This window comes from Flavobacterium endophyticum (genome assembly GCF_003634455.1).
GTDB classification, from domain to species: Bacteria; Bacteroidota; Bacteroidia; order Flavobacteriales; family Flavobacteriaceae; genus Flavobacterium; species Flavobacterium endophyticum.
Genome location: NZ_RBLC01000003.1, coordinates 23,652 through 48,388, shown reverse-complemented (window position 1 = coordinate 48,388; position 24,737 = coordinate 23,652). Strand labels below are relative to the sequence as shown.

General features: G+C 38.5%; 18 protein-coding genes and 1 other RNA gene. 12 read left to right on the top strand and 7 right to left on the bottom strand.

What is annotated here, in order from left to right:
- Positions 1 to 14 precede the first annotated feature (14 nt).
- Both CLV94_RS11590 and CLV94_RS11585 read left to right on the top strand, forming a co-directional pair.
- A complete protein-coding gene (locus CLV94_RS11590; protein ID WP_121376666.1) occupies positions 15 to 626 on the top strand; it encodes a murein L,D-transpeptidase catalytic domain-containing protein in 612 nt (203 codons plus the stop codon).
- 344 nt (positions 627 to 970) lie between these two features.
- Positions 971 to 2,644: a T9SS type A sorting domain-containing protein gene (locus tag CLV94_RS11585; protein WP_121376665.1), complete on the top strand. Its 1,674-nt coding sequence runs from the start codon at positions 971 to 973 to the stop codon at positions 2,642 to 2,644.
- 123 nt (positions 2,645 to 2,767) lie between these two features.
- On the opposite strand, the gene htpG is transcribed toward CLV94_RS11585, so the two are convergent.
- Positions 2,768 to 4,654 (bottom strand): molecular chaperone HtpG, encoded by a 1,887-nt coding sequence (gene htpG / locus CLV94_RS11580; RefSeq protein ID WP_121376664.1) that lies wholly within the window; start codon positions 4,652 to 4,654, stop codon positions 2,768 to 2,770.
- Positions 4,655 to 4,838: 184 nt separating this feature from the next.
- On the opposite strand from htpG, the gene CLV94_RS11575 reads away from it, so the two are divergent.
- The 5 genes from CLV94_RS11575 (at position 4,839) to CLV94_RS11555 (ending at position 13,409) form a co-directional block, all read left to right on the top strand.
- The gene (locus tag CLV94_RS11575; protein ID WP_121376663.1) at positions 4,839 to 5,315 is read left to right on the top strand and encodes a lipocalin family protein; all 477 of its coding nucleotides are present in this window, start codon (positions 4,839 to 4,841) and stop codon (positions 5,313 to 5,315) included.
- A 19-nt stretch (positions 5,316 to 5,334) separates the two neighbouring features.
- Positions 5,335 to 6,030 (top strand): OmpA family protein, encoded by a 696-nt coding sequence (locus CLV94_RS11570; protein ID WP_121376662.1) that lies wholly within the window; start codon positions 5,335 to 5,337, stop codon positions 6,028 to 6,030.
- A gap of 177 nt (positions 6,031 to 6,207) precedes the next feature.
- Positions 6,208 to 6,876, top strand: a complete 669-nt coding sequence (locus CLV94_RS11565) for a TetR family transcriptional regulator C-terminal domain-containing protein (protein WP_121376661.1) — start codon at positions 6,208 to 6,210, stop codon at positions 6,874 to 6,876.
- A gap of 4 nt (positions 6,877 to 6,880) precedes the next feature.
- Positions 6,881 to 8,194 carry an ABC1 kinase family protein gene (locus CLV94_RS11560; protein WP_121376936.1) on the top strand — a complete coding sequence of 438 codons (1,314 nt, stop codon included), beginning with the start codon at positions 6,881 to 6,883 and terminating at the stop codon, positions 8,192 to 8,194.
- A gap of 328 nt (positions 8,195 to 8,522) precedes the next feature.
- Entirely contained in the window at positions 8,523 to 13,409 is a 4,887-nt protein-coding gene (locus tag CLV94_RS11555; RefSeq protein ID WP_170148788.1) for a GEVED domain-containing protein, read from the top strand.
- 71 nt (positions 13,410 to 13,480) lie between these two features.
- Here CLV94_RS11555 and CLV94_RS11550 read toward each other — a convergent pair whose 3' ends face one another.
- A complete protein-coding gene (locus CLV94_RS11550; protein ID WP_121376659.1) occupies positions 13,481 to 14,098 on the bottom strand; it encodes a porin family protein in 618 nt (205 codons plus the stop codon).
- A gap of 214 nt (positions 14,099 to 14,312) precedes the next feature.
- Positions 14,313 to 14,942 carry a porin family protein gene (locus tag CLV94_RS11545; RefSeq protein ID WP_121376658.1) on the bottom strand — a complete coding sequence of 210 codons (630 nt, stop codon included), beginning with the start codon at positions 14,940 to 14,942 and terminating at the stop codon, positions 14,313 to 14,315.
- Between the two features lie 75 nt (positions 14,943 to 15,017).
- Here CLV94_RS11545 and xerD point away from each other — a divergent pair, with 75 nt between their 5' ends.
- The 3 genes from xerD to CLV94_RS11530 all read left to right on the top strand — a co-directional run bounded on the left by xerD (position 15,018) and on the right by CLV94_RS11530 (position 17,912).
- Positions 15,018 to 15,917, top strand: coding sequence for a site-specific tyrosine recombinase XerD (gene xerD, locus CLV94_RS11540; protein ID WP_121376657.1), 900 nt, complete (start codon positions 15,018 to 15,020; stop codon positions 15,915 to 15,917).
- A gap of 86 nt (positions 15,918 to 16,003) precedes the next feature.
- Positions 16,004 to 17,527, top strand: a complete 1,524-nt coding sequence (locus CLV94_RS11535) for a PAS domain-containing sensor histidine kinase (RefSeq protein WP_121376656.1) — start codon at positions 16,004 to 16,006, stop codon at positions 17,525 to 17,527.
- On the top strand, positions 17,514 to 17,912 hold the full coding sequence (locus CLV94_RS11530) for a response regulator (protein WP_121376655.1): 399 nt from the start codon (positions 17,514 to 17,516) through the stop codon (positions 17,910 to 17,912). Before CLV94_RS11535 ends, CLV94_RS11530 begins: the two co-directional genes overlap by 14 nt.
- A 52-nt stretch (positions 17,913 to 17,964) precedes the next feature.
- Here CLV94_RS11530 and rny read toward each other — a convergent pair whose 3' ends face one another.
- From rny to CLV94_RS11510, 4 genes are all read right to left on the bottom strand, one after another.
- A complete protein-coding gene (gene rny / locus CLV94_RS11525) occupies positions 17,965 to 19,530 on the bottom strand; it encodes a ribonuclease Y (RefSeq protein ID WP_121376654.1) in 1,566 nt (521 codons plus the stop codon).
- Between the two features lie 49 nt (positions 19,531 to 19,579).
- A non-coding RNA gene (gene ssrS, locus CLV94_RS11520) (6S RNA) lies at positions 19,580 to 19,685 on the bottom strand.
- Positions 19,686 to 19,740: 55 nt separating this feature from the next.
- Positions 19,741 to 20,034 carry a cell division protein ZapA gene (locus CLV94_RS11515; protein WP_121376653.1) on the bottom strand — a complete coding sequence of 98 codons (294 nt, stop codon included), beginning with the start codon at positions 20,032 to 20,034 and terminating at the stop codon, positions 19,741 to 19,743.
- A 5-nt stretch (positions 20,035 to 20,039) separates the two neighbouring features.
- Positions 20,040 to 20,330, bottom strand: a complete 291-nt coding sequence (locus tag CLV94_RS11510; protein ID WP_121376652.1) for a hypothetical protein — start codon at positions 20,328 to 20,330, stop codon at positions 20,040 to 20,042.
- 185 nt (positions 20,331 to 20,515) lie between these two features.
- Between CLV94_RS11510 and CLV94_RS11505 the strand changes: the two genes are divergently transcribed.
- Both CLV94_RS11505 and CLV94_RS11500 read left to right on the top strand, forming a co-directional pair.
- Positions 20,516 to 22,213 carry a M23 family metallopeptidase gene (locus tag CLV94_RS11505; RefSeq protein ID WP_121376935.1) on the top strand — a complete coding sequence of 566 codons (1,698 nt, stop codon included), beginning with the start codon at positions 20,516 to 20,518 and terminating at the stop codon, positions 22,211 to 22,213.
- Positions 22,214 to 22,224: 11 nt separating this feature from the next.
- Positions 22,225 to 24,690, top strand: a complete 2,466-nt coding sequence (locus CLV94_RS11500) for a TonB-dependent receptor (RefSeq protein ID WP_121376651.1) — start codon at positions 22,225 to 22,227, stop codon at positions 24,688 to 24,690.
- The last annotated feature ends 47 nt before the right edge of the window (positions 24,691 to 24,737 follow it).

Below are 24,737 nucleotides of genomic sequence, written 5' to 3'. Positions count from 1 at the left end.
GCCCCCAATTTTGTATGATTCACAAAATCCTCTTGTTTGTCGCCTTGCAATTTATAAGCTGTGATAAATCTTCGGTAGCAGTTTCGGAGGAAATTGTCAAGAAGCGCGATTATGCCGCGTTTCATAAAGAGGCTAGGGAATTCTGCAAGGATAAAAAATTCAATGAAGGTTATTATTTTCTGATCGACTTGAGCATTCATTCTGGCAAGAACCGATTTTTTGTTTATGATTTCAAGACCAACCAAATCAGCAATGAGAATCTCGTCACGCACGGCAGCTGCGATGTCAAAGAAGATAACGATACTAAATGGGAAAAGGCAAAATTCAGTAATAAAGACGATAGCCATTGCTCTTCAAAGGGCAAATATAAAATCGGCAAAAGGGATTCTAGTACTTGGGGAATCAAGATTAAATATTGGCTGCATGGATTGGAAGAAACCAACAAAAATGCAGTAGATAGGGTGGTAGTGCTGCATTCTTGGAGCGCTGTTTCAGATAAAGAAATTTACCCAAAGTATGCTCCCTTAAGCTGGGGCTGCCCGGCAGTTTCGGATGATTTTATGAGGGTTTTGGATAAAAAGCTGCAGCAAACCGACAAGCCAGTTCTACTTTGGATTATTGAATGAATCACTTCTGGTTTGTTCATCTTATTTTGAATTAAAACCAAGCTAAAAAGAAAAAATCACAAACCTATTTTTATAAGTTTTATATTGAAAATGAAACAATTATAGTGGCTTCCTAGGCAACTATCGTGTTTTTTACAGTAATTTAATTTTAGACGACATATTGCTTTGTTTTGACTGTAATTTTAACTTTTTTGTGATTATAATTCTTATTGTAGGTTTTTGAATAAAATGTAGTTTTTTTTGATAAATAAAAGAATTAGTTTCGAGTAAATTAACTAAAAAGATGATAATTACAAGTCTTTATGGTTGATTTTTAATTCTTTCTTCAACCTAAACTTCTTTTTATGAAAAAAACTTTACTATGTCTTTCCTCCCTCTTTTTGACACTGTTTTCTCAAGCACAAGAATTTGTTGCCTTTCAGGTGAATTCAGGGTTTAATGCAGATGTTATAGCAAACGGAATAGGCTTATCGACATCCTCAACGACTATTGCGGTAGATAATGCAAATTTTGCCTTTATTACCGCAGATTTTCAAGCAACGGCTGCAGGAACTCCTTTGGCAACGGCTTTGCCAATCAATGGTTTGATAAACAGTACGGCAACTGCAGGCTTGCAATTTCAGATGGCTTCCTATTCGGCTAATAATGTGTTGCGAATTCCGACACAAAATGAAAGCGGTACTCTGGTTTTTGCAAATCCGCTTAGAGGATCTCGACTATTTTTACTCCTGACTTCTGGCAGCGGTACGGCGACAATTTCTGGAACAATTAACTTTTCGGACAATACAACCCAAGCATTGAGTCCTTCCACAGTTCCGGATTGGTTTAATTCATCTGCATTGCCTGTAGCAATTTCGGGTATCGGGAGAGTAAATTTGGCCAATGACGTTGTTGAAAGTCCCTCTGGAAATCCAAGACTCTATCAGATGGAAGTAGCCATCTTGCCTGCAAACCAGTCGAAGCAGATTTCTGGAATTACGATTACTAAAACTTCAATTGAAGAGGGTGTTCTCAACTTATTTAGCGCCAGTGCCGAAATACTGCCAACATGCCCATCTCCGACAGGATTATCAGCTGTAACTACAGCATCGGGAGCGACAGTTTCGTGGACGGCTCCTCCATCTGTGCCAAGCAATGGATATGACTATTATTATTCATTGACAGCTACTGCTCCAAATAACGATACGGAACCTACAGGCAATGTGGCGTCTACTCAAACAAGCGTGACGCTTAACGATTTAACCATAGGACAACTGTATTATTTTTGGGTGAGATCCAATTGTGGTGCAACAGACAAAGGAGTGTGGAGGCCTACTAGTTTTACGACAGGACAGCTCACTACAACCTATACCACTGGGGATATTCTTACGGATAAAACAACCAGCACAACCATTACTGTTTCCTCAAATACTGCCTGCCCTGGGGTAATGACTGTGAATGTTCCTGCTGGTTATCAAATTGCCTCTGTAGCGACTTCTTATTCTATGCAGACAGCTGCGGATGGATTTATGTCAGAACAGCGTTCCATCTTAGTGTGTAATACAACTGGTTTGAAAGAAGCTGCCATAACAAGTGGTGCGGGAGATACTTCAGGGACCTATCAATACAACCGCTCTAATCTTACTATTGCAAACGGAGCGACTGGTGCGGTACAATTTGAGCTAAGAGCCTGGAGAACGTATGGAACGACAGGCTGTAACGGAATATACAATCGCGTAGCGAACAATACGTGGAAGGTAACAATAACCTATCAGGCGGTTGTTTTAGGGACGGATGAAAAAGACGCCATCAAGTTTAAAGCTTATCCGAATCCAGTGGGCGATGTCTTGACGGTTTCTGGGGAGGCTGTTATTTCTGAAATAATGGTTTATAATTATTTAGGACAGAAAGTAATGCAACAAGCCGGAGATAGTAAGTCGGTTGACCTAAATACTTCTCAGCTTTCAGCAGGCAGTTATCTGGTAAAAGCAAGAGATACTGATGGAAATCAAAACACTTTAAAAATTGTAAAAAAATAGTTAGTTAAATTTCTTTAAAAAGGGCGTTCAGTTGGTTGGACGCCTTTTTTAATGTGTTAATGTAAGCAATAAAAAAACCTGCAATTTTACTTGCAGGTTTATTTTTTATAAGTAATCTAAAAACTATTTGATCAGTTCGAAACTTCTCTTTACAAAAGCGGTCAGCTCTTCGCCTTTTAATAGGTTTTGAGATAGTTTTGCCAAATCTAGAGCTTGTTTCACTAAAGCTTCTTGGTGCGACTTGTCAGTAGAATTTAAAATGTTAGAAGCCAATTCATGGTTGGTATTGACCACCAAATTGTACATCTCCGGCATATTGCCCATTCCGAACATACCGCCACCTCCAGTTTGGCTCATTTCTTTCATACGGCGCAGAAATTCTGGCTGCGTGATTACGAATGGTGCCGACTGGCTGTCTAAAGCTTCTAATTGTACAGAATATTTCTTGTCTGAAATAACGCTTTCCAATTCGGTTTTTAATTTTTCTTTTTCTTCCTCAGAAAGCTTAGAAATCGTTTCTTCGTCTTTCTTGATCAAGTTGTTGATATGATCAGAATCCACGCGTGTAAACGTCAGCTTTTCATTGTCAGCTTCCAGCTTTTGGATCAAGTGCGAAATAATCGGCGAGTCTAAAAGCAGTACTTCATAGCCTTTGGCTTTGGCCTCGGCAATATAGCTGTGCTGCGCGTCTTTGTTAGAGGCATAAAGAATCACAAGATTTCCGTTTTTATCGGTCTGGGCATCTTTTGTCTTTTCTTTTAGTTCGTCAAGCGTGAAATACTTGTCATCTACCGTAGGATATAAGGCAAATGCGCCAGCTTTTTCATAGAATTTAGGTTCAGAAAGCATTCCGTACTCCAATACGATCTTGATGTCGTTCCACTTTTGCTCAAAATCCTCACGGTTTTCAGTGAATAAAGATTTTAGCTTGTCGGCTACTTTTCTAGTGATGTAATTGGAAATCTTTTTTACTGCGCCGTCAGCCTGAAGGTACGAACGCGAAACATTCAGCGGAATGTCTGGCGAGTCGATAACGCCTTTCAGCATCGTCAAGAATTCAGGAACGATTCCTTCTACATTATCCGTTACATAGACTTGATTTTGGTACAGCTGGATTTTATCTTTCTGAATCTGCAGGTCGCCTGTCATTTTTGGGAAATACAAAATTCCTGTCAGGTTAAAAGGGTAATCTACATTCAGATGGATGTTGAAAAGCGGCTCTTCGAATTGCATCGGATACAATTCTCTGTAGAAATTTTTATAATCGTCTTCCGTAAGGTCGGTTGGCTGTTTTGTCCAAGCCGGATTCGGATTGTTGATGATGTTGTCCACTTCAATAGTTTCAGCTACATAATCTTCTGGAGCATCTTCTGGTTTTGGAAGCGTTTCCGTTGTTGTCCCGAATTTAATCGGAATTGGCATAAACTTGTTGTATTTCTGCAACAGTCCAGAAATTTTCCCTTCTTCTAAGAACTCTAGAGAATCTTCGGCAATATGAAGGATGATTTCTGTTCCGCGAGAAGTTTTGTCAGCAGGTTCAAGCGAGAACTCTGGACTTCCGTCGCAGGCCCAATGCGCGGCAGGCTCGTCTTTAAAAGATTTGGTAATGATTTCGACTTTTTCTGCCACCATAAATGCAGAATAGAATCCAAGACCGAAATGTCCGATGATTCCTGAATCTTTGGCAGAATCTTTATATTTTTCAAGAAATTCTTCAGCACCGGAGAAAGCCACTTGGTTGATGTACTTTTCAACTTCTTCCGCTGTCATTCCCAAACCTTGGTCGATGATATGGATTTTCTTTCCTTCTTTGTCGATTTTTACTTCGATAATCGGATTTCCATATTCAACTTTCGCTTCGCCGATGTTTGCCAGATGTTTAAGCTTCAAGGTAGCATCGGTAGCGTTCGATACTAGTTCGCGCAAGAAAATCTCATGATCGCTATAAAGAAACTTTTTGATAAGCGGGAAAATGTTTTCTACCGAAACATTAATTTTTCCTGTTGTCATAAACTATTGATATTAATATTGTTAATTATTTTCGAGATTTTTATTTTCAAATAGGATACCAAATAGTATTGGAATGACAAATTGGCTGAATTGTTAATTTTAAGATAATAAAATTGAAATTTTAACATTTCAAAATCATTCCATTGTATATTTGTACTATAATAAACTTTAAAAATACCAATCTATGAAAAAATTAATCTTATTAGGAGTATTTGCCGTGCTATTTGCATCCTGCAAAACTTCATCGATAACAAACACCAAGACGGATAGGTCTTCGCAAGTTGCGATAAAAGGAAATTGGGTTATTAGCTCTGTCAACTATCCGGGCTCAGAATACATTAAGGTAAATTCATTCCAGCTTGCAGATTCTCAATGTTTTGTAGGAAGTACTTGGAAATTTATCTCTAATAATAATAAAGGAGAAATGGCATTGACCAAAACGGGATGTCCAGCATTCAGTTCGCCAATCACATGGTTCGTTAACAAAGACGGACAATTTGTCCTTAAGGTTCTTGACGCTGGCGAAAAAGCAAAAAAAGTCAGAGACGGTTATGTATTGGCAGTCGCAAACCAGACTGAAAGTTCATTCCAATTGATTGACAAGATTGACGTAGGAGGAAAATTGACAGATGTCGTATATCAATTTACAAAAGTAAACTAACCCAAAAACAATAATCGATATGAAAAGAATTGCAATATATTCATTGGCATGCCTATTTGCTGTAGGTACATTTTTTACGAGCTGTGAGTCTGTAAAAAACACAAATAATACCCAAAAAGGTGCTGGAATCGGTGCTGTGGCAGGTGCCGTAATTGGTGGTGTCTTAGGGAACAATTTAGGTAAAGGCGGGAATACGGCTCTTGGAGCTGTTCTTGGAGGCGTTGTCGGTGGAACTGTCGGTGGCGTTATCGGAAACAAAATGGACAAACAGGCAAGAGAAATTGATAATGCCCTGCCAGGTGCTGAGGTAGAAAGAGTAGGTGAAGGAATCAAATTGACATTGAATGAAAATGCTGTGCGTTTTGATACGAACAAATCTACTTTGACAGCAACTGCAAAAGCTAATTTGGATAAATTGGTATCTGTGTTTAACTCATACCCTGACACGAATATCCAGATTTATGGTTATACAGACAGTACTGGTCCAGCGGATTACAATTTGAAATTGTCTGGAGAAAGAGCAGCTTCTGTAAAAAATTATTTAACAAGCAAAGGAATCTCGGCTTCAAGATTTAATACTACAGGATTAGGAATTGCCGATCCGATTGCGACAAACGATACTCCTGAAGGAAGATCACAAAACCGTCGTGTGGAATTTGCCATCACGGCAAACCAAAAAATGGTACAAGATGCCCAAAATGAGGTGAAAAACTAAATTTTGAAATCATAAATTTTAAAAGGCTGTCTGTAAAGGCAGCCTTTTTTATGCCTTAATCTATTTGGTTGTGAAATGAATAGTTCATTTTTTTTGAAAGATATTTAACAGATGTTTATATGTTTCAGAAATAATTGAAATGTATCTTTACTGTACAATTTAAAAGATAAAAGAATCATGGCAACAGCAAAGAATCCAAAGTCAAAAAAGCAGCTTATTGATGACGATCAATTGATAGAACTCTATATGAATGCTGTTCTAGAAAAGAACGAGGCTCCAAAAAATGTGTACCTTTTTTGCAAAGAACATGCGATAGAAGAGGCCGATTTTTACTCCTTTTTTAATTCGCTAGATGCTGTAAAAGAAGCTATCTGGGTCAAGTTTTTTGATAACGTAGTCGGTATGCTGCAAAAGGATTCTAATTACGCAAGCTATGAAAACAGGAATAAACTGCTGTCGCTTTATTTTACGCTGTTCGAAATTCTGACGCTGAACAGGAGCTATATTTTTTATACATTGAAAGACAACAAAGAAGGTCTCCGCAATTTAAAACAGCTGGCATCGCTTCGAAACCATTTTAAAGATTATATCGTAGATATATTAAAGTCAGGTGAAACCGAAAAAGACAGCAAGGTGAAAAAAATCACAAGGCCGGTTTTTTCTGAAGGTGCTTGGCTTCAGTTCTTGTTTATATTGAAATTTTGGCTGGAAGATACTTCAAAAGGATTTGAAAAGACCGACATCATGATTGAAAAAGCGGTAAAAGCAACTTTTGACATATTGGATACGACGCCGCTAGAAAGCCTGTTTGATTTGGGAAAATTTATCTGGAAAGAAAGAGCATAAAAACATGAAAACATTAGACAAGATACCTGTAAATAAGATCGAAAGGGCCGGACAGCTGGTCAAAACCGGATTCAAAGTGGGGGGCAACTATATCGCTTATTATGGCGAAAAAATCGTAAATCCTTCCCTGACGAAAGAAAAGCTGAATGAAAATAACGCAGAAGATATTTATGATGGCTTAAAAAACTTGAAAGGAAGTGCCTTGAAAGTAGCGCAGATGCTGAGTATGGATAAAAATATCATGCCAAGAGCTTACGTGGAAAAATTTTCATTGGCACAATTTTCTGTACCGCCATTGTCAGCTCCGTTGGTACGAAAAACGTTCAAGAAATATCTGGGCATGTTTCCCGAAGAATTGTATGATTCGTTTACGCCAGATTCAGTAAATGCTGCAAGTATTGGCCAGGTGCATAAGGCTGCAAAAGACGGCAAAAAGCTGGCTGTAAAAATCCAGTACCCGGGCGTAGCGGATAGCATCAGTTCTGATTTGGCAATCGTAAAACCATTTGCTATCAAGATGTTTAATCTCCAAGGCAAGGATTCTGAACGCTATTTTAAAGAAGTAGAACATAAGTTGCTAGAAGAGACCGATTATGAATTGGAACTGCGACAAGGCGTTGCTATTGCGGAAGCCTGTAGTGAGATTGTTAATTTGAAATTTCCGAAATACTATCCCGAACTATCTTCAAAGAAAATCATTTCGATGGATTGGATGGAAGGCGAGCATTTGTCAGAATTTGCGGCTCATAATGAAGATAGAGCTAAAGGCGACAAGATCGGGCAGGCGCTATGGGATTTTTATATGTTCCAAATGCACCAATTAAAACAAGTTCACGCCGACCCGCATCCAGGAAATTTTCTGATTGATGGAGAAGGCAATCTTATTGCAATTGATTTTGGCTGTATAAAACATGTTCCAGAAGATTTTTATGTTCCTTATTTTGAATTAGCGAAGCCTGAAATTATTGATAATCCGGTGCTTTTCTTAGAAAAATTATATGAATTGGAAATCTTGCGACATGATGATACAAAAGAAGAGATAGCCTATTTCTCTCAATTGTTCCACCAATTGCTTCATTTGTTCACGAAGCCTTTTCAAAGAGAAGCCTTTGATTTTTCTGATGAAGAATTTTTTGGCGAAATGACACAGCTTAGCGAAGAATACAGCAAAGATTCGAAGCTACGAAAAATGAATGGTAATCGAGGCTCGAAACACTTTTTGTATATCAATAGGACCTTCTTCGGATTGTATAGCTTGCTGCACGATTTGAAGGCCGGAATCGATACTGAGAATTATAAAAAATACATGAAGAATTAGTTTTTGTTTTTAATGGTTGGTTAGGTGGTAAGAGCGATTCTCCAAATTGGGAAATCGCTCTTATTTTTTTATGAAAAATGTAACTTTTTCTTCTTAGAATGTGTTTATTAGACGATTTTAATAGTAATAAGTAGGTTTAATCTTACTTAATTTTTTTATTTTCTATCCAAAAATTAAAAAAACTTATCAACAGGGAGAGGCAAATATTGTAGTTGAACGATACGGAAATGTAGTTAATCGTAATTATTGTGAAAATGCTTTTGTGGGTTTGAATTTATGTTAAAAACATTTGGTTTTATTATAAATTTCGATGTTAAACCACTATACCATGAAAAATAATTACAAAAAAATATCAAATGATAAATTTGAAATAAGATACGCATTAAGGAAATTTAGAACCAAGGCTCTTTTGTTCTTTTTGATTGCATTTGCCTTTTTGATGAGCTCAAAAAGTTTTGCTCAAGGAGCTTCTTGTTCGACTGCAGTGACGCTAACGGTTGATGCAGCAGCAGTAACAGGTACGGTTGTAGATAATACAATTGAAGCGCCGACGACATTGACAACATGCTCAGGAGCCATGTCAAGAGATGGATGGTATCGATTTGTGGCTACAGGTACTGAAGCGAATGTAATTGTAAACTCAAATAATAGGCAGCTAGTATTGGCGGCATATTCTGGTACTTGCGGTTCGCTAACCCAAATTGGCTGTGCAAACAATAACACTACTGCAGGTGGCCAGACAGAATCCATGAATTTGACAGGATTGACAGCAACAACCACCTATTATATAAGAGTCATTAATTCTACAAATAATAATCTAGACATCAATTCGATAAGAGTCATAACGCCACCGGCAAATGATAATTGCAGTGGAGCTGCCAACTTAACTGTAAATGCTACGACAACATGTACGACATCAACAACGGGTAATTTACAGAATGCTACCCAAAGTATTTCTTCTATAACTTGTGCCGGTTCGACTTCCTCTACAGCATATGATTTGTGGTATCGGTTTACCGCAACTTCAAGTACTCATGTTGTAACAGTAACACCAACATCGGCATTTGATGCGGTAATAGATGTTAGGAGCGGTGCCTGTAATGGTTCTAATATAGGCTGTGCAGATGCTCAGGGCAGTTCAACGACGGGAGAATCTGTAACGCTAACTGGTCTGACGCCATCTAGTGTATATTATGTGAGAGTTTATGAATACGGAAATGTTACTACGAATTCTAGGCCATTTACAATCTGTGTAACATCATTGCCGTCTCCTGCAATTACAAACCTAAGTGCAACCAGCGGCTGTGTTGGAAGTTCGTTAACAATTACAGGGACAAACTTGTCCAGTGCTTCTAGTGTAACTATTGGCGGAACCGCTGCAACGATTACGAACAATACGGCAACTTCGATTACCGTTACAATAGGTACAGGAACAACAGGTAATGTAAGCGTTACCACGCCAGGAGGGACAACGACCTTCGGTACGGCATTTACAGTAAATGCTTTGCCTGCTAATCCAGGAAACCCGACGAGCAACTCTCCACAATGTACTTCTCCTGGAGTCACATTGACAAGATCAGGGACCCCTCCGGCCGGACAGACTTGGTATTGGCAGACAACAGCAACAGGGACATCTACTGCAAACAGCGGTAATACGTATACTGTAACGACTGGTGGAACGTATTATATTCGATCCCAAAATAATGCTACGGGTTGCTGGAGTACAGCATCAGGAAGTCTGGCTGTTACAGTTAATAGTTTGCCAGGAACTGCATCAGGACCATCGCCAGCTAATGCCGCTACTGGTGTTTGCTTTTCAGGAACAGGAGCGACAACTGCTATAACATGGACTGCTGTGGCTGGCGCTACTTCTTATGATGTTTATTTTGGTGCAGGAAGCTTACCGGCTCTTGTAACAAGCAATGTGACAACAAACAGCTATAGCACAGGCACATTAGCAGCGTCGACTACGTATTACTGGAGAATCGTGCCGAGGAATGCTTGCGGAGCTACAGCTGGATCGCCAACGACTTGGAGTTTTACTACTAGTGCTACCATGTGTTATTGTGCTTCAACATCGACCAACAACAACGAATATATTTCAAGAGTAGTTTCCGGAGGATTTACCAATACGACAACACAGTCAAATTATGCGGATTATACTGGTTTGGGGTCTATTGCTTCTGTAATGCAAGGAACAGCTACCTCGACAATTAGAGTGACAACTTCAAGCGGCCATAATAATGATGGCATCTACCTTTTTGCAGATTGGAATCAGGATGGCGACTTTGCCGATGGAGGAGAAGTCGTAGCGGGACCAACTGCCGCTGCAGGAAGTGGCACCTATAGCTTGACAATTACTGTTCCGGCCGGCGCAACTATTGGCACGACTCGATTGAGAATAAAATTGGCAAGAAATGCCAACAATAATCCGTGCCAAGCTACTTTCAACAATGGAGAAGTAGAAGATTACCTGATTACCGTAATCCCGACCTGTACGCTTACGGTTACAGCGACTTCTGGGCAACATTGCGGTCCCGGAACAGTAACTTTGACGGCTGTTGGAGGTTCGGGTACAACACAATACAGATGGTACGAATACATAAGCAGCGGTAGTCCCGTTGCAACCACAACTACAGGTTCTTTTGTGACGCCTTCATTGATAACTACAAAAACCTATTACGTGTCGGCCTATAATGGAATTTGCGAAAGCCCTAGATTTCCGGTAAATGCCTTTATTTATTCTTCCCCAGCGTCTTCTGTAACTCCAGCTGCTGCGAATTTATGCGACGGCGTAATCGAATTGGTAGCAACTGGAAGTAACTCTGGAACAACAGATACGCTTTTCTACGAAGATTTTGAAGTGTCTGCATCTACGCTTATGATGCTTCAAGATTATGGATCTTCAGCAAATGGATATTGGTATATTGAAGAAAGTCCAAGTGAGTATATAAGCTATGAAACAGTAAGTTCGGGAAGCAATTTTGGAGCAATTGATTCTTTTTATGATTTATTTGGTTATTCTAATAACGCCCTGACCATGAGCGGTGCTATCAGTACGTATAATTATACTTCTTTGGCTCTTAACTTCAGGCATTACTACGAATATGTGAATGATGAGGCACCGGACCGAGCTATTATTGAAGTCAATACCGATGGAGATTTAGATGGAGTCTGGACTGCATTACAGACCTATACAAGCGATCAAGGAGCTCCGACAAATTTTTCCACAGTGAATATTGATTTGTCAGCTTATATCAATCAGCCTAATTTAAGAGTCCGATTCAGGTATTATTCGGGTTGGAATTATGGTTGGAATATTGACGATATTCGAATCACCGGAATTTCTGTTCCTTCACCAGTAGCATGGACGCCTGTTACAGGATTATACACAGATGCAGCGCTTACGACTCCTTATACAGGAGGAAATAGTGCTACGGTCTATGCTTATCCTGATACGGCGCAAACCTATACTGCAACTGTAACAAACGGTTCTGGCTGCCATGCAACTGATACCTCCATCATTTCTGGAAATTCTAATATATGGAATGGTACTTCGTGGAGTACTGGAACCTCGCCGATAACCGGTACAGAGAAGATAATCTTTAACGGCAATTATAGCTCTACAGGAGATCTTTCGGGCTGTCTTTTACAAGTAAATAGCGGCAATGTTGTTATTAATGCTGATAATACGATTACCATTGCAAATCAGGTAAGGATAAAACCGGCGGCTACCTTTACTCTCGAAGATACCGCAAGTCTTTTACAGACAGCAGGAACGGCTAACACAAACATCGGAATCATCAAGGCAAAACGCAATACACAGCCGATGAAAAGGCTTGACTTTACGTATTGGTCATCTCCAGTTGCAGGACAGACGCTACACAATTTGTCGCCTACTACCTTAGCAGACAAATATTATAGCTGGAATCCAGTGAGCCAAGCTTGGGTAACCCACATGAATGGCAATACCACAATGCTTGATGCTAAAGGATATATCGTAAGGGCACCGCAAAGTTTTTCTACTACGGCAGCTATACCTTATATTGCGACATTCGAGGGGATTCCTAATAATGCAAATATTTCAATTCCGGTTTACGGAAATACGAGTATACTGCCAGCCGATTATAAATGGAACTTGATAGGAAATCCATATCCATCTGCTTTAGATATAGATGAATTTTTATCGCATCCGGATAATATCGCGGCTGTCGACGGAACGATTTATTTATGGACGCATAATTCAGCACCAAGCAACGCAATTCCTGGCGACCAGACTTACAATTATACGGCTAATGATTATGCAACGTATAATCTTTCGGGTGGTGTTGCCACTTCGCCTGCGACTCCAGATCCGTTGCACCCTGAAATCAGCAATAATTTCAATACTACAACGCCGACAAAATACTTGGCTTCTGGCCAAGCCTTTTTTGTAAGAGGTCTTGGGAATGTTCCAGTCAGATTTATAAACGACATGCGTGTTCAAGACGAAAATAATCAGTTCTTTAGAAACCCGAATCCTCGTGGCAATACCACTCATTCAGGAATCGAAAAGAACAGGTTTTGGCTAAACATACGAAATAACCAAGGCGCATTTAATCAGGCTTTGATAGGCTATATAGAAGGCGCTACAAATGGCTTGGATAGAGGTTTTGATGGTAATTTATTCGGAGGCAATTACGTTTCTATTTATTCGCTGAACAATGCCCAAAAGCTAACCATCCAAGGACGTGCACTACCATTTGATGAAGCTGATAGTGTAGATCTGGGCATCAAGGCTACTATTGCAGGAACCTTCACAATCAGCCTTGACATGTTAGACGGATTATTTGTAACTCAAAATATCTATCTAAAAGACAATCTTCTGAATATTATCCATGATTTAAAATCAGGTCCTTACAGTTTCACATCTAACATAGGAACTTTTGATAGCAGGTTCAAGATTGTGTATCAGAATGATGCTTTGGGAGTTCCAGAATTTAATGCAGAAAGCATTATTATCTATAAAAAAGACAAAAGTGTTGTGGTAAATGCTGGATTAGCCATAATTGGGGAAGTCAAGGTTTTTGATATTCAAGGAAGGCTATTATTTGATGGCCAGAAGATCAATACTACGGAAACCATTATCAAAAGCTTGCCTCCGACAGAACAGGTACTTATTGTTCAGGTAGTCACTGCTGAAGGAGCAAAAGTGGCCAAGAAAATAATTTATTAGACCTCAAACTAATTAAAAAGAAAAGCCTTTGGAATTTCCAAAGGCTTTTCTTTTATAGCTTTCTGATTGTATTAGAACTTATATCCAATACCGATTTGAAAGACAGAGTTTTTTACGTCAGCATCTTCCACAATGTCGGTTACGCCATAAATGTATCTTCCAGTTGCGAAAAGTCCCATGTCAGTTTGAAAAGTAAGACCGCCGGCAATTCCGAAATCAAAGTCTTTGGCTTCATTTAAATCTAAATCGCCACCGTCGTCATTTGCATCGGAATCGATTTCTTCGTTTACCTTAAAGCTGAACTGTGGTCCGACTTCAAAACTTAAACCTCTCGTAGCGTAAATTTTCGCTAACACAGGCACATTAATATAATCAAGTTGGTATTCTACTTTTCCATCGCCGCCTATAAGCCCTCCGTCAATATCAGACTTGAAACCTTGCCCAGAATATAATGCTTCCACCTGAAGCGAAAGAATATCTGCCAATGGTAATTCTCCAACAAGACCTACGTGGAAACTTGTTCTAGAGTCTGGACTGTCAAAATCATCTCCAGTAACGGTGGCAAAGTTTACACCACCTTTTACGCCCAAGCTAGGTTGTCTGCTCGTCGTGTTGTCTGCTTCTTGCGCGTTTGCTGTCATAGCCGTCAATAAAATTGAGCCTGCTGTGATTAATTTTAATAGCTTCATAATCTTCTTTTTTTAATTAAGGTTTGTAAGTCAAATTTAGATTTAAGAATGGTCTTAAAATTCTAAATATTTCATAATTCACAAAAAATTAACTATTTTAAGTATAAAAGTTTATTATTTATGGTTATTATGTAATATTTTTTTGTTTAGATATAAACTTTTGATTATTTTTTGAATCTCATACTATCTAAACTTGGCGGAGAAATGGGAAATGTTAAAATTTATATCCCAATCCGAATTGTATAACGGAGTTTTTAGCATCAGAATCTTTGATAACTTCATTAAAACTGTGATTGTACCTTCCATTAATGAACAAACCTCCGTCAAATTGGAAAGTCAGGCCGGCTGCCAATCCCATGTCGAAATCATTTACTTCATCCAAATCATTTCCTTCATCGTCGTCGCCAGCATCCAAATCAATTTTCTCATTAATCTTGAATCCGAACTGAGGACCAGCTTCAATACTAAATCCTTTTACGATGTACAGTTTTGCCAATACCGGAACATTGATATAATCCAATTGGTATTCCGCAGTATAATCGCTTCCTAAAAAAGAATAATTCCTTTCAAAACCCTGTCTTGAATAAATAACTTCGGGCTGAATCGAAAAGGAATCATCTATCAGCGGAATTTCAGCCGTAGCACCTACATAGAAACTCGTCCTTGCATCAGGACCTTCATCAAAGTCACCTTTTGTAATCGTGGCGTAATTCAGACCGCCTTTTACTCCAAATCCAGCTTTATTAAATGAGCCATCAGATTGGGCCTGTGCTTTTTGAGTCGAAAAAGATAGCATTCCGCCAATCAAAAGCACATTTGTCGAAATAATTTTTAATAGCTTCATAATTAGATTATTTTTGTTAGTAGACAAACAAGTACATTTATTATGCCAGCATAGTAATTCGGCAACATTCAGCAAATGGCAAACTGGGAGACATACATTAAAAATTTCCAATCTTTTTTAAAGATTGAGCGTGGCTTGTCAAAAAATACGATTGACAATTATACGTTTGATATAGAAAAGATTGTGTTATATCTTTCTGTAAATCAGATAAATGTAAGTCCTGTTGCTATTTCTGAAGAAGTGATACAGCAATTTGTTTACGATATTTCGAAAACGGTAAATCCTCGTTCCCAAGCAAGAATCATTTCGGGATTGAGAAGTTTTTTCAGTTACATGATTTTTGAAGATTATAGAAATGATAATCCGATGGAACTTGTAGAAATCCCCAAAATAGGCAGAAAACTCCCCGATACATTGTCAACGGATGAGATTGACAAGATCATTGGCGCGATAGACTTGTCTTCCAACGAAGGCGAAAGAAACCGGGCCATGCTGGAAACGCTTTACGGCTGCGGATTGCGGGTTTCGGAATTAGTGTCTCTCAAAATCTCGGACCTGTTTTTTGAAGAAGGTTTTATAAAAGTAAAAGGAAAGGGCGACAAGCAGCGTTTTGTCCCAATCGGAAATCTTACGCAGAAGTATATCGATATGTATAAGACTTCGATACGATCGCATCTTTCCATTCAAAAAGGTCATGAAGACACGCTGTTTCTCAACCGAAGAGGAAAACAGCTGACAAGGGCTATGATTTTTACAATAATCAAAGACTTGGCGGTAAAAATTAATCTCAAGAAAACAATCAGCCCACATACATTTCGGCATTCTTTTGCTACCCATCTTTTAGAAAATGGAGCAGACCTTCGGTCAATCCAATTGATGCTTGGACATGAATCGATTACAACTACAGAAATTTATGTACACCTCGACAGAAGGCATCTTACCCAAGTTATGAATGCATTTCATCCAAGAAAATAACCGTTAAACGATTTTGTGTTTTTCCTATATGGATTTGACATTTTGGTATATACTTTTGTGCCACCTAACCAATATGTTAACCTTTAATGCCATTCGAGAATTACGTAAATTCAGATGAATCTTACACTTCGAATCAATTTTATGAAAAGCTTCTGAAAGAAATTCCAGATCTGATTTTTCAGTTTAAAATTGAAAAGGATAATACTTACAGTATGCCATTTGTAAGCCACTCCGCTATGGAGATTTACGGGTTCGAAAAAGATTATCTTGAGCATGATGCCGGAGTCGTGATAACAGATCGCATTCTTAAGGAAGACGTAAAAGGATTTTTAAAATCAGTCCTAAAATCAAGGGATACCTTAACAAGATGGAACCATGAATATAGGGTTCTGCTTCCGAAAAAAGGAATCCGCTGGCTGAAAGGCTCGGCAAAACCAGAAGCTTTAGAAGATGGGAGTGTCGTATTTTATGGACGTATTGCCGATGTTACGGCAAACAAAGAACAAGAATTACGACTGATTTTATCCGAAAAACGCTTTGAATTTGCGCTAGAAGCTTCTATGGGTGGTGTTTGGGATTGGAATCTTCAAAACAATACGGTTTTCTATTCTGAACAGTCGATGAAAATCCTTGATCTTGATGAAGAAGAAGGAATCAATTCGTTTGAAAACTGTACCTCAAAAGTGCATCCTGACGACAGGAAGGAATATCTTTCGGATATCGACATGCATTTAAAAGGAGTGACCGCAGTTTATGAAAATCTGCATAGGGTACAAGGACGAAAAGGAACATATAAGTGGATACTCGACCGCGGTAAGGTAATTGAACGCGACAAAGCCGGGAAGCCGTTAAGGATTATAGGAACGCATACCGATATTTCTTCTCAAAAAGAAAGAGAAGATGAGTTGAAAAAAACGCTTGATATCGTAAGCGAACAGAATAGCAGGTTGTTGAACTTCGCTCATATCGTTTCGCACAATTTGCGTTCGCATGCTGGGAATTTTACGATGCTTCTTGATCTAGTTGACGATATTCAGGATACTCAAGAACGCGAAGAAACGCTGTTGCACCTGAGAACAATTTCGAATGAATTGACGCAGACAATAGAACATCTGAACGAATTGGTCAGCATACATACAGAAATAAAGATTGCTCGAGAAAACCTGAATCTGAATGAGTTTTTTCAGAGAACGCTGAATGTTCTGAGCGAAAAGATAAATAAGCATAATGTAAAAATCATAAGCTTGATTCCGGATGACGTGTATATAAATTATAACCCGGCTTATTTGGAAAGTATTCTTTTGAATTTTACGACAAATGCGATCAAATATTCCCATCCTGACAGGCAGTTGGAAATCACCTACCAGCTGACGTATGAAAAAGGGAAAAAAGTACTGACGATTTCAGATAATGGACTCGGGATAGATTTGGATAAATATAGGAATTCGCTTTTTGGGATGTATAAGACGTTTCATCAGCATCCGGATTCTAGGGGAATTGGCCTTTTTATAACAAAAAATCAGGTCGAAGCCATGGGTGGAAAAATTGAAGTTACAAGCAAAGTGGGGGAAGGAACTGCATTTAAAATATATTTTAATGAAAAAGTTTAATGATGTTTTCGTGGTTGATGATGATAAAATCTACCATTTTATATTAAAAAATTTATTGAAAAAGAATAATATAGAGGTCAATTCACGATTTTTTGAAAATGGGCAGGAAGCAATTGAAGGCCTAAAAGAAAATTCCAAAAACGGGACTACGCTGCCAGACCTGATTCTTTTGGATATCAATATGCCAGTAATGGACGGATGGCAGTTTCTGGAAGAATTCCAAAAGATCAAAGGATCGCTGAATAAGGAAACCGTAATTTATATGGTAAGCTCTTCTAACAGTCCTTTCGATTTGAATAAGGCCAAAGATTTTCCTAACGAAGTAAAAGATTATTTCTTGAAGCCTGTCTGTCTTGAAGATATCTGCAGGATATTTCTAAACTAAAAAAAGCTCCTCATTTATTTGAGGAGCTTTTTTTTTAGATGTATTCTGTAAATTATTTCGCAATATTTACAGCTCTTGTTTCCCTGATAACCGTGATTTTTACTTGTCCAGGGTAAGTCATTTCAGTCTGTATTTTCTGTGAGATTTCGAAAGAAAGGTTTGCTGCGTTATCATCAGAAACTTTTTCGCTTTCTACGATAACACGCAATTCTCTACCTGCTTGGATCGCATAGGCGCTTTTCACTCCTTGGAAACCATAAGCAATATCTTCAAGATCTTTTAATCGTTGAATGTATGAGTCTAAAACCTGTCTTCTGGCTCCAGGTCTCGCTCCAGAAATAGCATCACAAACTTGGATGATCGGAGAAAGCAATGATTTCATTTCAATCTCGTCATGATGCGCTCCAATTGCATTGCATACTTCTTCTTTTTCGCCATATTTTTCAGCCCATTGCATACCTAGCAATGCGTGTGGAAGATCACTTTCCGTATCAGGCACTTTTCCTATATCGTGTAATAATCCGGCTCTTTTTGCCAGTTTAACATTCAGTCCTAATTCAGCTGCCATGATTCCGCAAAGCTTAGAAACTTCACGGGAGTGTTGTAATAAGTTTTGTCCGTAAGAAGAACGGTATTTCATTCGTCCTACCACTTTAATCAATTCTGGGTGTAATCCGTGGATTCCTAAATCAATAACTGTACGCTTACCAACTTCGATAATCTCGTCATCAATTTGTTTAGCGGTTTTGGCTACTACTTCTTCGATTCTGGCAGGGTGAATACGTCCGTCAGTTACCAATTTATGTAATGCCAAACGAGCAATCTCTCTGCGGACAGGATCAAAGCAAGAAAGGATAATGGCTTCTGGAGTATCATCAACGATGATTTCAACCCCTGTTGCTGCTTCCAAAGCTCGGATATTTCTACCTTCACGGCCGATGATTCGTCCTTTTACGTCATCCGATTCGATGTTGAATACAGAAACGCAGTTTTCGACAGCTTCTTCCGTACCGACTCTTTGGATTGTATTGATAATGATTTTCTTTGCTTCTTGTTGTGCCGTAAGCTTGGCTTCTTCAAGCGTTTCTTGGATGTGCGACATAGCGCTGCTTTTTGCTTCAGCTTTCAAGCTTTCAACCAATTGGTTTTTCGCTTCTTCGGCAGACAATCCAGAGATAACTTCAAGCTGTTCTACTTGGCTTTTGTGTAATCTGTCTACTTCAGCTTGCTTTTTTTCTAGCGATTCGATTCTGTTAGAGTAATCGTTGATTTTTGCTTCAAGATCATCGGTCGCCTTTTTGGTTTTTGCCAGTTCATTCGATACTTGAGATTCTTTATCTCTTGTTCTTTTTTCTGCTTCTGCTATTTTTTTGTCTCTAGCCAGGATTACTTGTTCGTGCTCTGACTTAAGTTCGATGAATTTCTCCTTTGCTTGCAGGATTTTGTGCTGCTTGTTGGTTTCGGCTTCTGCTTTGGCATCTTTTAAAATCGATGCGGCCTCTTTTTTGGCGTTTTTTATCAGGTTGGAAACGTTGCTCCTTTCCATCACTTTTGCAATAGCAAAACCTGCCGCGATGCCTACGATTCCTGAAATAATTATAATTAATGTACTGTCCATGTTTGTTGAAATTTATATATAAAAAAAGCCTACATTAGATTGCTTGTATAAACTCGTTAAGACAAGTTTTGAGCTAACTCGCTGTTCAAGGATCTGCTCAAGGCAGCTTGCTTTAGTAACGATGATTTGCTCATTTTAATTTGTTAGTGTTGAGTTTACCAAATATGAACTAATGTAGGCAGTATTTTAGTCTATGTTAAAGAACGTTTTTTATTTATCTAGATAGCTTGCTAATAAATCATTAATCTTCTTCAGTCTTTCGTTGGCTTCAACATTATCTGTCGAAGAATCGATTTGTTTCTGCTCTAATTGCGATGCAAATTGCAAGGCGCACATTGCCAAAACATCCTGTTTGTCACGAACCGCATAATTCTCTTCGAATTGCTTAATCATTAAATCAATCTTTTTGGAAGCGCTTCGCAACCCTTCTTCTTGTGACATGTCTACTGTTAAGGGGTAGACTCTGTCTGCGATTGATATTTTAATTTTAAGCTTTTCGTCCATAATTACTAATCTGAAAGCTGTGCTATACAGTAATCAATTTCACGGATTAATGAATTTATCTTAAGCTTTGTATCTCTTTTATTTTCTTCACTGCCTAATAATGAATTGGCTATTCTGAGTGTGTCATGCTGTGATTTCAACGTTTCGATCTCTTTCGACTGTTTCTGCATCACTATTGCGGCCTGATTCAATTCTTGCTGCAGTTCGCGTGATGTTTTTTCCAAACCCTCAATTTTTGCGATGAGTTTTTCAAGCCTGCTTTCAAGAGTATCAATGATTTGCGCAATTTCACTCATTGGAGTCAATATTCATTACATAATTTACAAAGTTACTATTCCTATTTAAATATTGCAATATTTTTCCTTAAATTATCTTTTTAATCGAACCTTTTGTTGTAATAATTTGTAAAATAAGGAGTTATAATTTCGAAAAATTCTATATTTTCTTCATGCTTTTTTTTATATTAGCAAAAACCTTTACTATGCGATTTAGCCTGATTTTTTTATTATTTACCCTCACGGTTTTTGGACAAAACGACTATCCAAAAGATTATTTTCGTTCTCCCTTGGATATCCCACTTTATTTATCTGGAACATTTGGAGAATTGAGAGGAAATCATTTCCATACCGGACTTGATTTCAAGACGCAGCAAAAAGAAGGATTGAATGTCTATGCGGCGGCTGACGGTTACGTATCCCGAATAAAAATTTCTACATGGGGCTACGGAAAAGCTATTTATATCACGCATCCCAACGGCTATACCACTGTTTATGGGCATCTTCAAAAGGCTTCTCCTGCAATCGAGGCGTATATCAAAAAAGCCCAATATGCTCAAAAAGCATTTGAAGTCGAAATGTTTCCTACAGAAAATGAACTTGTGGTTAAAAAAGGGGATATTATCGCATTATCCGGAAATTCGGGCGGATCCGGCGGACCGCATTTGCATTTTGAATTTCGTGATTCAAAAACAGAAAAGATAATTAATCCGATGTTTTTCGGATTTGACATACAGATAAAAGATACTAGGCCTCCTGTAATTAATAATCTTGTGGTGTATCCTATCGGCGACAGTTCTAGCGTAAACCAGATGCAGCGGCCGATGGAAGTCAATCTTTCGCTACAGAAAGACGGCAGCTACATCGCAGAAAAAATTGTTGCCAACGGAAAAATTGGATTTGGTGTCAATACTTACGATCTTTTCGACAACAGTTATAACAAAAATGGCGTGTTTAAAGTGCAAGGATTGTGTAACGGAAAACCTTTTTTCGGTTACCAATTTGATTCTTTTGCTTTTGATGAAGGACGTTACATCAATGCGCTTATTGACTATTCTAGATTTAAGAGGACTGGCCAAAGGGTGCAAAAGCTGTTTATGATCGAGCCGTATCTTTTGAGCATCATAACATCTAACAATACTTATGGGATGGTTGAAGTGCTTCCTAATCTTTATCAGAATTTTCAAGTTGAAGTTTCTGATTTTAATAAAAACAAGAGCATTATCAACATTCCAATTCAATATTCATCCTTGCCGATAACCGTTCCGAAGGAAGAAAAGCGCTCCGGCTTTTTTCTAAAAGCACGAAAAGACAATAGTTATGCAAAAGACAATGTTACTGTTTTTGTACCGGCCGGAACTTTTTATGAAGATTTCTACCTTGATTTTGATGTAAAAGACACGGTGCTGTATCTCCATAATGAAACTGTTCCTGTGCATAATAATATCACCATAACTTTTGAAGATGCAGTTTCTTCCGAGGCTGACAAAGCAAAAATGTTTATCGCTTCCAAGGAAGGAAAACGTCTTGGCTATAATAAGACTTATCGAAAAGGAAATATTTTTACGACGTATACTAAAGATTTAGGTGAATTCGTTTTAGCAAGGGATACGATTGCGCCGAAAATCAGCAATCCAAATTTTGTAGAAGGCAAATGGATCAGCAAGCAGCAATTCCTAGAAATTTATATATCCGATAATATGTCCGGAATAGCAGAATATAACGGATATCTGAACGGAAAATGGATTTTGTTGGAATATGATTACAAAACTAAAAAGCTTTCGTATAATTTTGAGGACAATATCGCCGATGAAGGGCGAAATGATTTAAAAATAGTTGTTTCTGATAATATGGGAAATTCTACTACCTTTGAGTCGCATTTTTTTAGAAGTCAACAACAATAAAAGAGTATAATTTGAAAACAAAGAATAATTTATTTGCAGTCCTTTTTTTCTTTATAGGCTTGGCCGCATTCGCACAGACCGCTAGAATTAAAGGTGTTATTTTAGATGAAAACAACCAGCCAGTCGAAGATGTAGATGTCAGCTATAAAAATACCTCGACGACTTCTAACGAAAATGGATTTTACATACTGACGGTTCCGGCCAACCAAAAAATAACAATTGTTTTTTCGCATTTAGCAAATAAAAGTTCCTCTTTGGATATTGAGTTGAAGCCTAACGAAGATTTTGAATTCAATCCTGTCTTAAGCAAAAAGGTTGAGATGATCGGTACTGTCGAGATTTATAACAACCGAAAAAGAGTAGAAGGAATTACCAATATTGCTCCTCGAGACATAAAATTGATTCCTGGTGCCAACGCAGGTGTTGAGAATCTTTTGAAAACCTTGCCGGGTGTAAATTCTAATAGCGAATTAAGTACACAATATGCTGTCCGAGGCGGGAATTATGATGAAAATTTAGTGTATGTAAACGAAATTGAAGTCTACCGTCCTTTTTTGATTCGTTCGGGCCAGCAAGAAGGATTGAGTTTTACCAATACCGACATGATCCAGAATGTAGATTTTTCTGCCGGAGGATTTCAGGCCAAATATGGCGATAAACTGTCGTCTGTATTGGATATTACCTACAGAAGACCTAAAAGCTTTGGTGCTTCTCTAGAAGCTAGTTTTCTAGGAGGAAGCCTGATGGTCGAAACCGCTTCAAAAAACCAAAAATGGGCCGCGATTACAGGCGTGCGTTACCGAGATAACAGTCTTTTCGTAAACAGTCAAGAAACAGAGACCAATTTCAGGCCTACGTTTGCCGATGTACAGACCTACGTGACCTATAATCCGAATAACAAATGGGAATGGAGCTTTCTTGGAAATATTTCCCAAAACAAATACAACTACGAGCCTTTGACAAGACAGACCAATTTCGGAACAATTGATGATCCGAAAGCATTGTTAGTGTTTTATCAAGGACAAGAAAAAGACCAATACGATACCTATTTCGGGGCTTTAAAAACAACTTTTAAGGCAAGCGAAGATTTCACCTTGAAGTTTATTGCTTCCGCTTATCATACCCAAGAACAAGAATATTTCGATATCAAAGCCGATTATAGCTTTGGTGAATTGGACACCAATATTGGCTCTGGAAATTTAGGAAACATCGTCTATACACAAGAAATCGGTTCTCAGCTAAACCATGCCAGAAATGATCTGGATGCGTTGATCGTAAATGCCGAAGTAAAGGGTTTCCATAACATTAACGAAAATAAGATAGAGTGGGGCTTCAAATATACCCGTGAGGATATTCGCGATAGAATTGTGGAATGGGAAGTCATCGACTCTGCAGGTTTTTCATTAAATCCGCCGATTATTGATTTGCCAATTCGCGATCAGCCGTACAATCCGTATACTGGACCATTAGTGCCATATCAAAATGTAAGAGCCTTAAATTATACAAAAATCGACAGGCTTTCTGGATATGTTCAATGGAGCAAAAAAAGCATGCTTGGAAGCCATGATGTTTGGTATAACTTCGGTGTAAGAGCCCACAATTGGCAAGTTTCTGGAGATGATATAGACGGAAAAAATCAGACGACTTTCAGCCCAAGAGCCCAGTTTGCCATAAAACCTGATTGGGAAAGCGATATGGTCTTCCGCCTGTCGGGAGGTTTGTACCACCAGCCGCCATTTTACAGAGAACTCCGTGGTGCTGACGGTTTGGTAAATCCAGATGTGAAAGCACAGCAATCGATACATGTCGTCTTGAGCAATGATTATAGTTTCAAGATGTGGGAAAGACCATTTAAGCTGGTCACGGAAGCTTATTATAAATCAATGTCAGATGTCAATACTTATACGCTTGATAACGTACGAATCCGATACAGCGCCAATAACGATGCCAAGGCCTATGCTACAGGTTTTGATGCGCGCTTGAACGGAGAATTTGTTCCTGGCACCGAATCTTGGTTCAGTTTCGGATACATGAAAACAGAAGAAAATATAAACGACCGCGGTTACATAGCAAGACCAACAGACCAAAGATTGAAGTTCGGCATCTTGTTCCAAGATTATGTGAAAAACATTCCTAACCTGAAATTATATCTGAACCTTGTGTACAATACTGGCCTGCCAGGCGGCTCTCCGTCGTATGCTGATCCGTATGTATACCAAAGCCGTTTGCGTGATTATCGCAGGGCAGATGTAGGTTTTTCCTATGTCTTTACAGAGAAAAACGAAACAAGACCTGACGGACATTGGCTGAAGAAATTCAAAGATTTGTCTTTGGGATTGGAGATATTCAACTTATTCAATAACCAAAATGCAATAACAAATACTTGGGTTAGAGATGTTTACACGAAGGTGCAGTACGGAATCCCAAATTATATGACCACAAGGGTTTTCAATATTAAGCTGACGGCAAGATTATAAATTGAAATTCTGAAGTTTTATCTTTATATTTGAATGACTATTTAAGC

Excerpts from the sequence above, each read along its gene's own strand:
- CLV94_RS11570 (WP_121376662.1), top strand. The coding sequence starts at position 5,335 with ATGAAAAGAATTGCAATATATTCATTGGCATGCCTATTTGCTGTAGGT.
- rny (WP_121376654.1), bottom strand. The coding sequence starts at position 19,530 with ATGGACAGTACATTAATTATAATTATTTCAGGAATCGTAGGCATCGCG.
- CLV94_RS11550 (WP_121376659.1), bottom strand. The coding sequence starts at position 14,098 with ATGAAGCTATTAAAATTAATCACAGCAGGCTCAATTTTATTGACGGCT.
- CLV94_RS11530 (WP_121376655.1), top strand. The coding sequence starts at position 17,514 with ATGAAAAAGTTTAATGATGTTTTCGTGGTTGATGATGATAAAATCTAC.
- CLV94_RS11590 (WP_121376666.1), top strand. The coding sequence starts at position 15 with ATGATTCACAAAATCCTCTTGTTTGTCGCCTTGCAATTTATAAGCTGT.
- CLV94_RS11545 (WP_121376658.1), bottom strand. The coding sequence starts at position 14,942 with ATGAAGCTATTAAAAATTATTTCGACAAATGTGCTTTTGATTGGCGGA.
- CLV94_RS11565 (WP_121376661.1), top strand. The coding sequence starts at position 6,208 with ATGGCAACAGCAAAGAATCCAAAGTCAAAAAAGCAGCTTATTGATGAC.
- CLV94_RS11585 (WP_121376665.1), top strand. The coding sequence starts at position 971 with ATGAAAAAAACTTTACTATGTCTTTCCTCCCTCTTTTTGACACTGTTT.
- CLV94_RS11510 (WP_121376652.1), bottom strand. The coding sequence starts at position 20,330 with ATGAGTGAAATTGCGCAAATCATTGATACTCTTGAAAGCAGGCTTGAA.
- CLV94_RS11555 (WP_170148788.1), top strand. The coding sequence starts at position 8,523 with ATGAAAAATAATTACAAAAAAATATCAAATGATAAATTTGAAATAAGA.
- CLV94_RS11505 (WP_121376935.1), top strand. The coding sequence starts at position 20,516 with ATGCGATTTAGCCTGATTTTTTTATTATTTACCCTCACGGTTTTTGGA.
- htpG (WP_121376664.1), bottom strand. The coding sequence starts at position 4,654 with ATGACAACAGGAAAAATTAATGTTTCGGTAGAAAACATTTTCCCGCTT.
- xerD (WP_121376657.1), top strand. The coding sequence starts at position 15,018 with ATGGCAAACTGGGAGACATACATTAAAAATTTCCAATCTTTTTTAAAG.
- CLV94_RS11575 (WP_121376663.1), top strand. The coding sequence starts at position 4,839 with ATGAAAAAATTAATCTTATTAGGAGTATTTGCCGTGCTATTTGCATCC.
- CLV94_RS11535 (WP_121376656.1), top strand. The coding sequence starts at position 16,004 with ATGCCATTCGAGAATTACGTAAATTCAGATGAATCTTACACTTCGAAT.
- CLV94_RS11560 (WP_121376936.1), top strand. The coding sequence starts at position 6,881 with ATGAAAACATTAGACAAGATACCTGTAAATAAGATCGAAAGGGCCGGA.
- CLV94_RS11515 (WP_121376653.1), bottom strand. The coding sequence starts at position 20,034 with ATGGACGAAAAGCTTAAAATTAAAATATCAATCGCAGACAGAGTCTAC.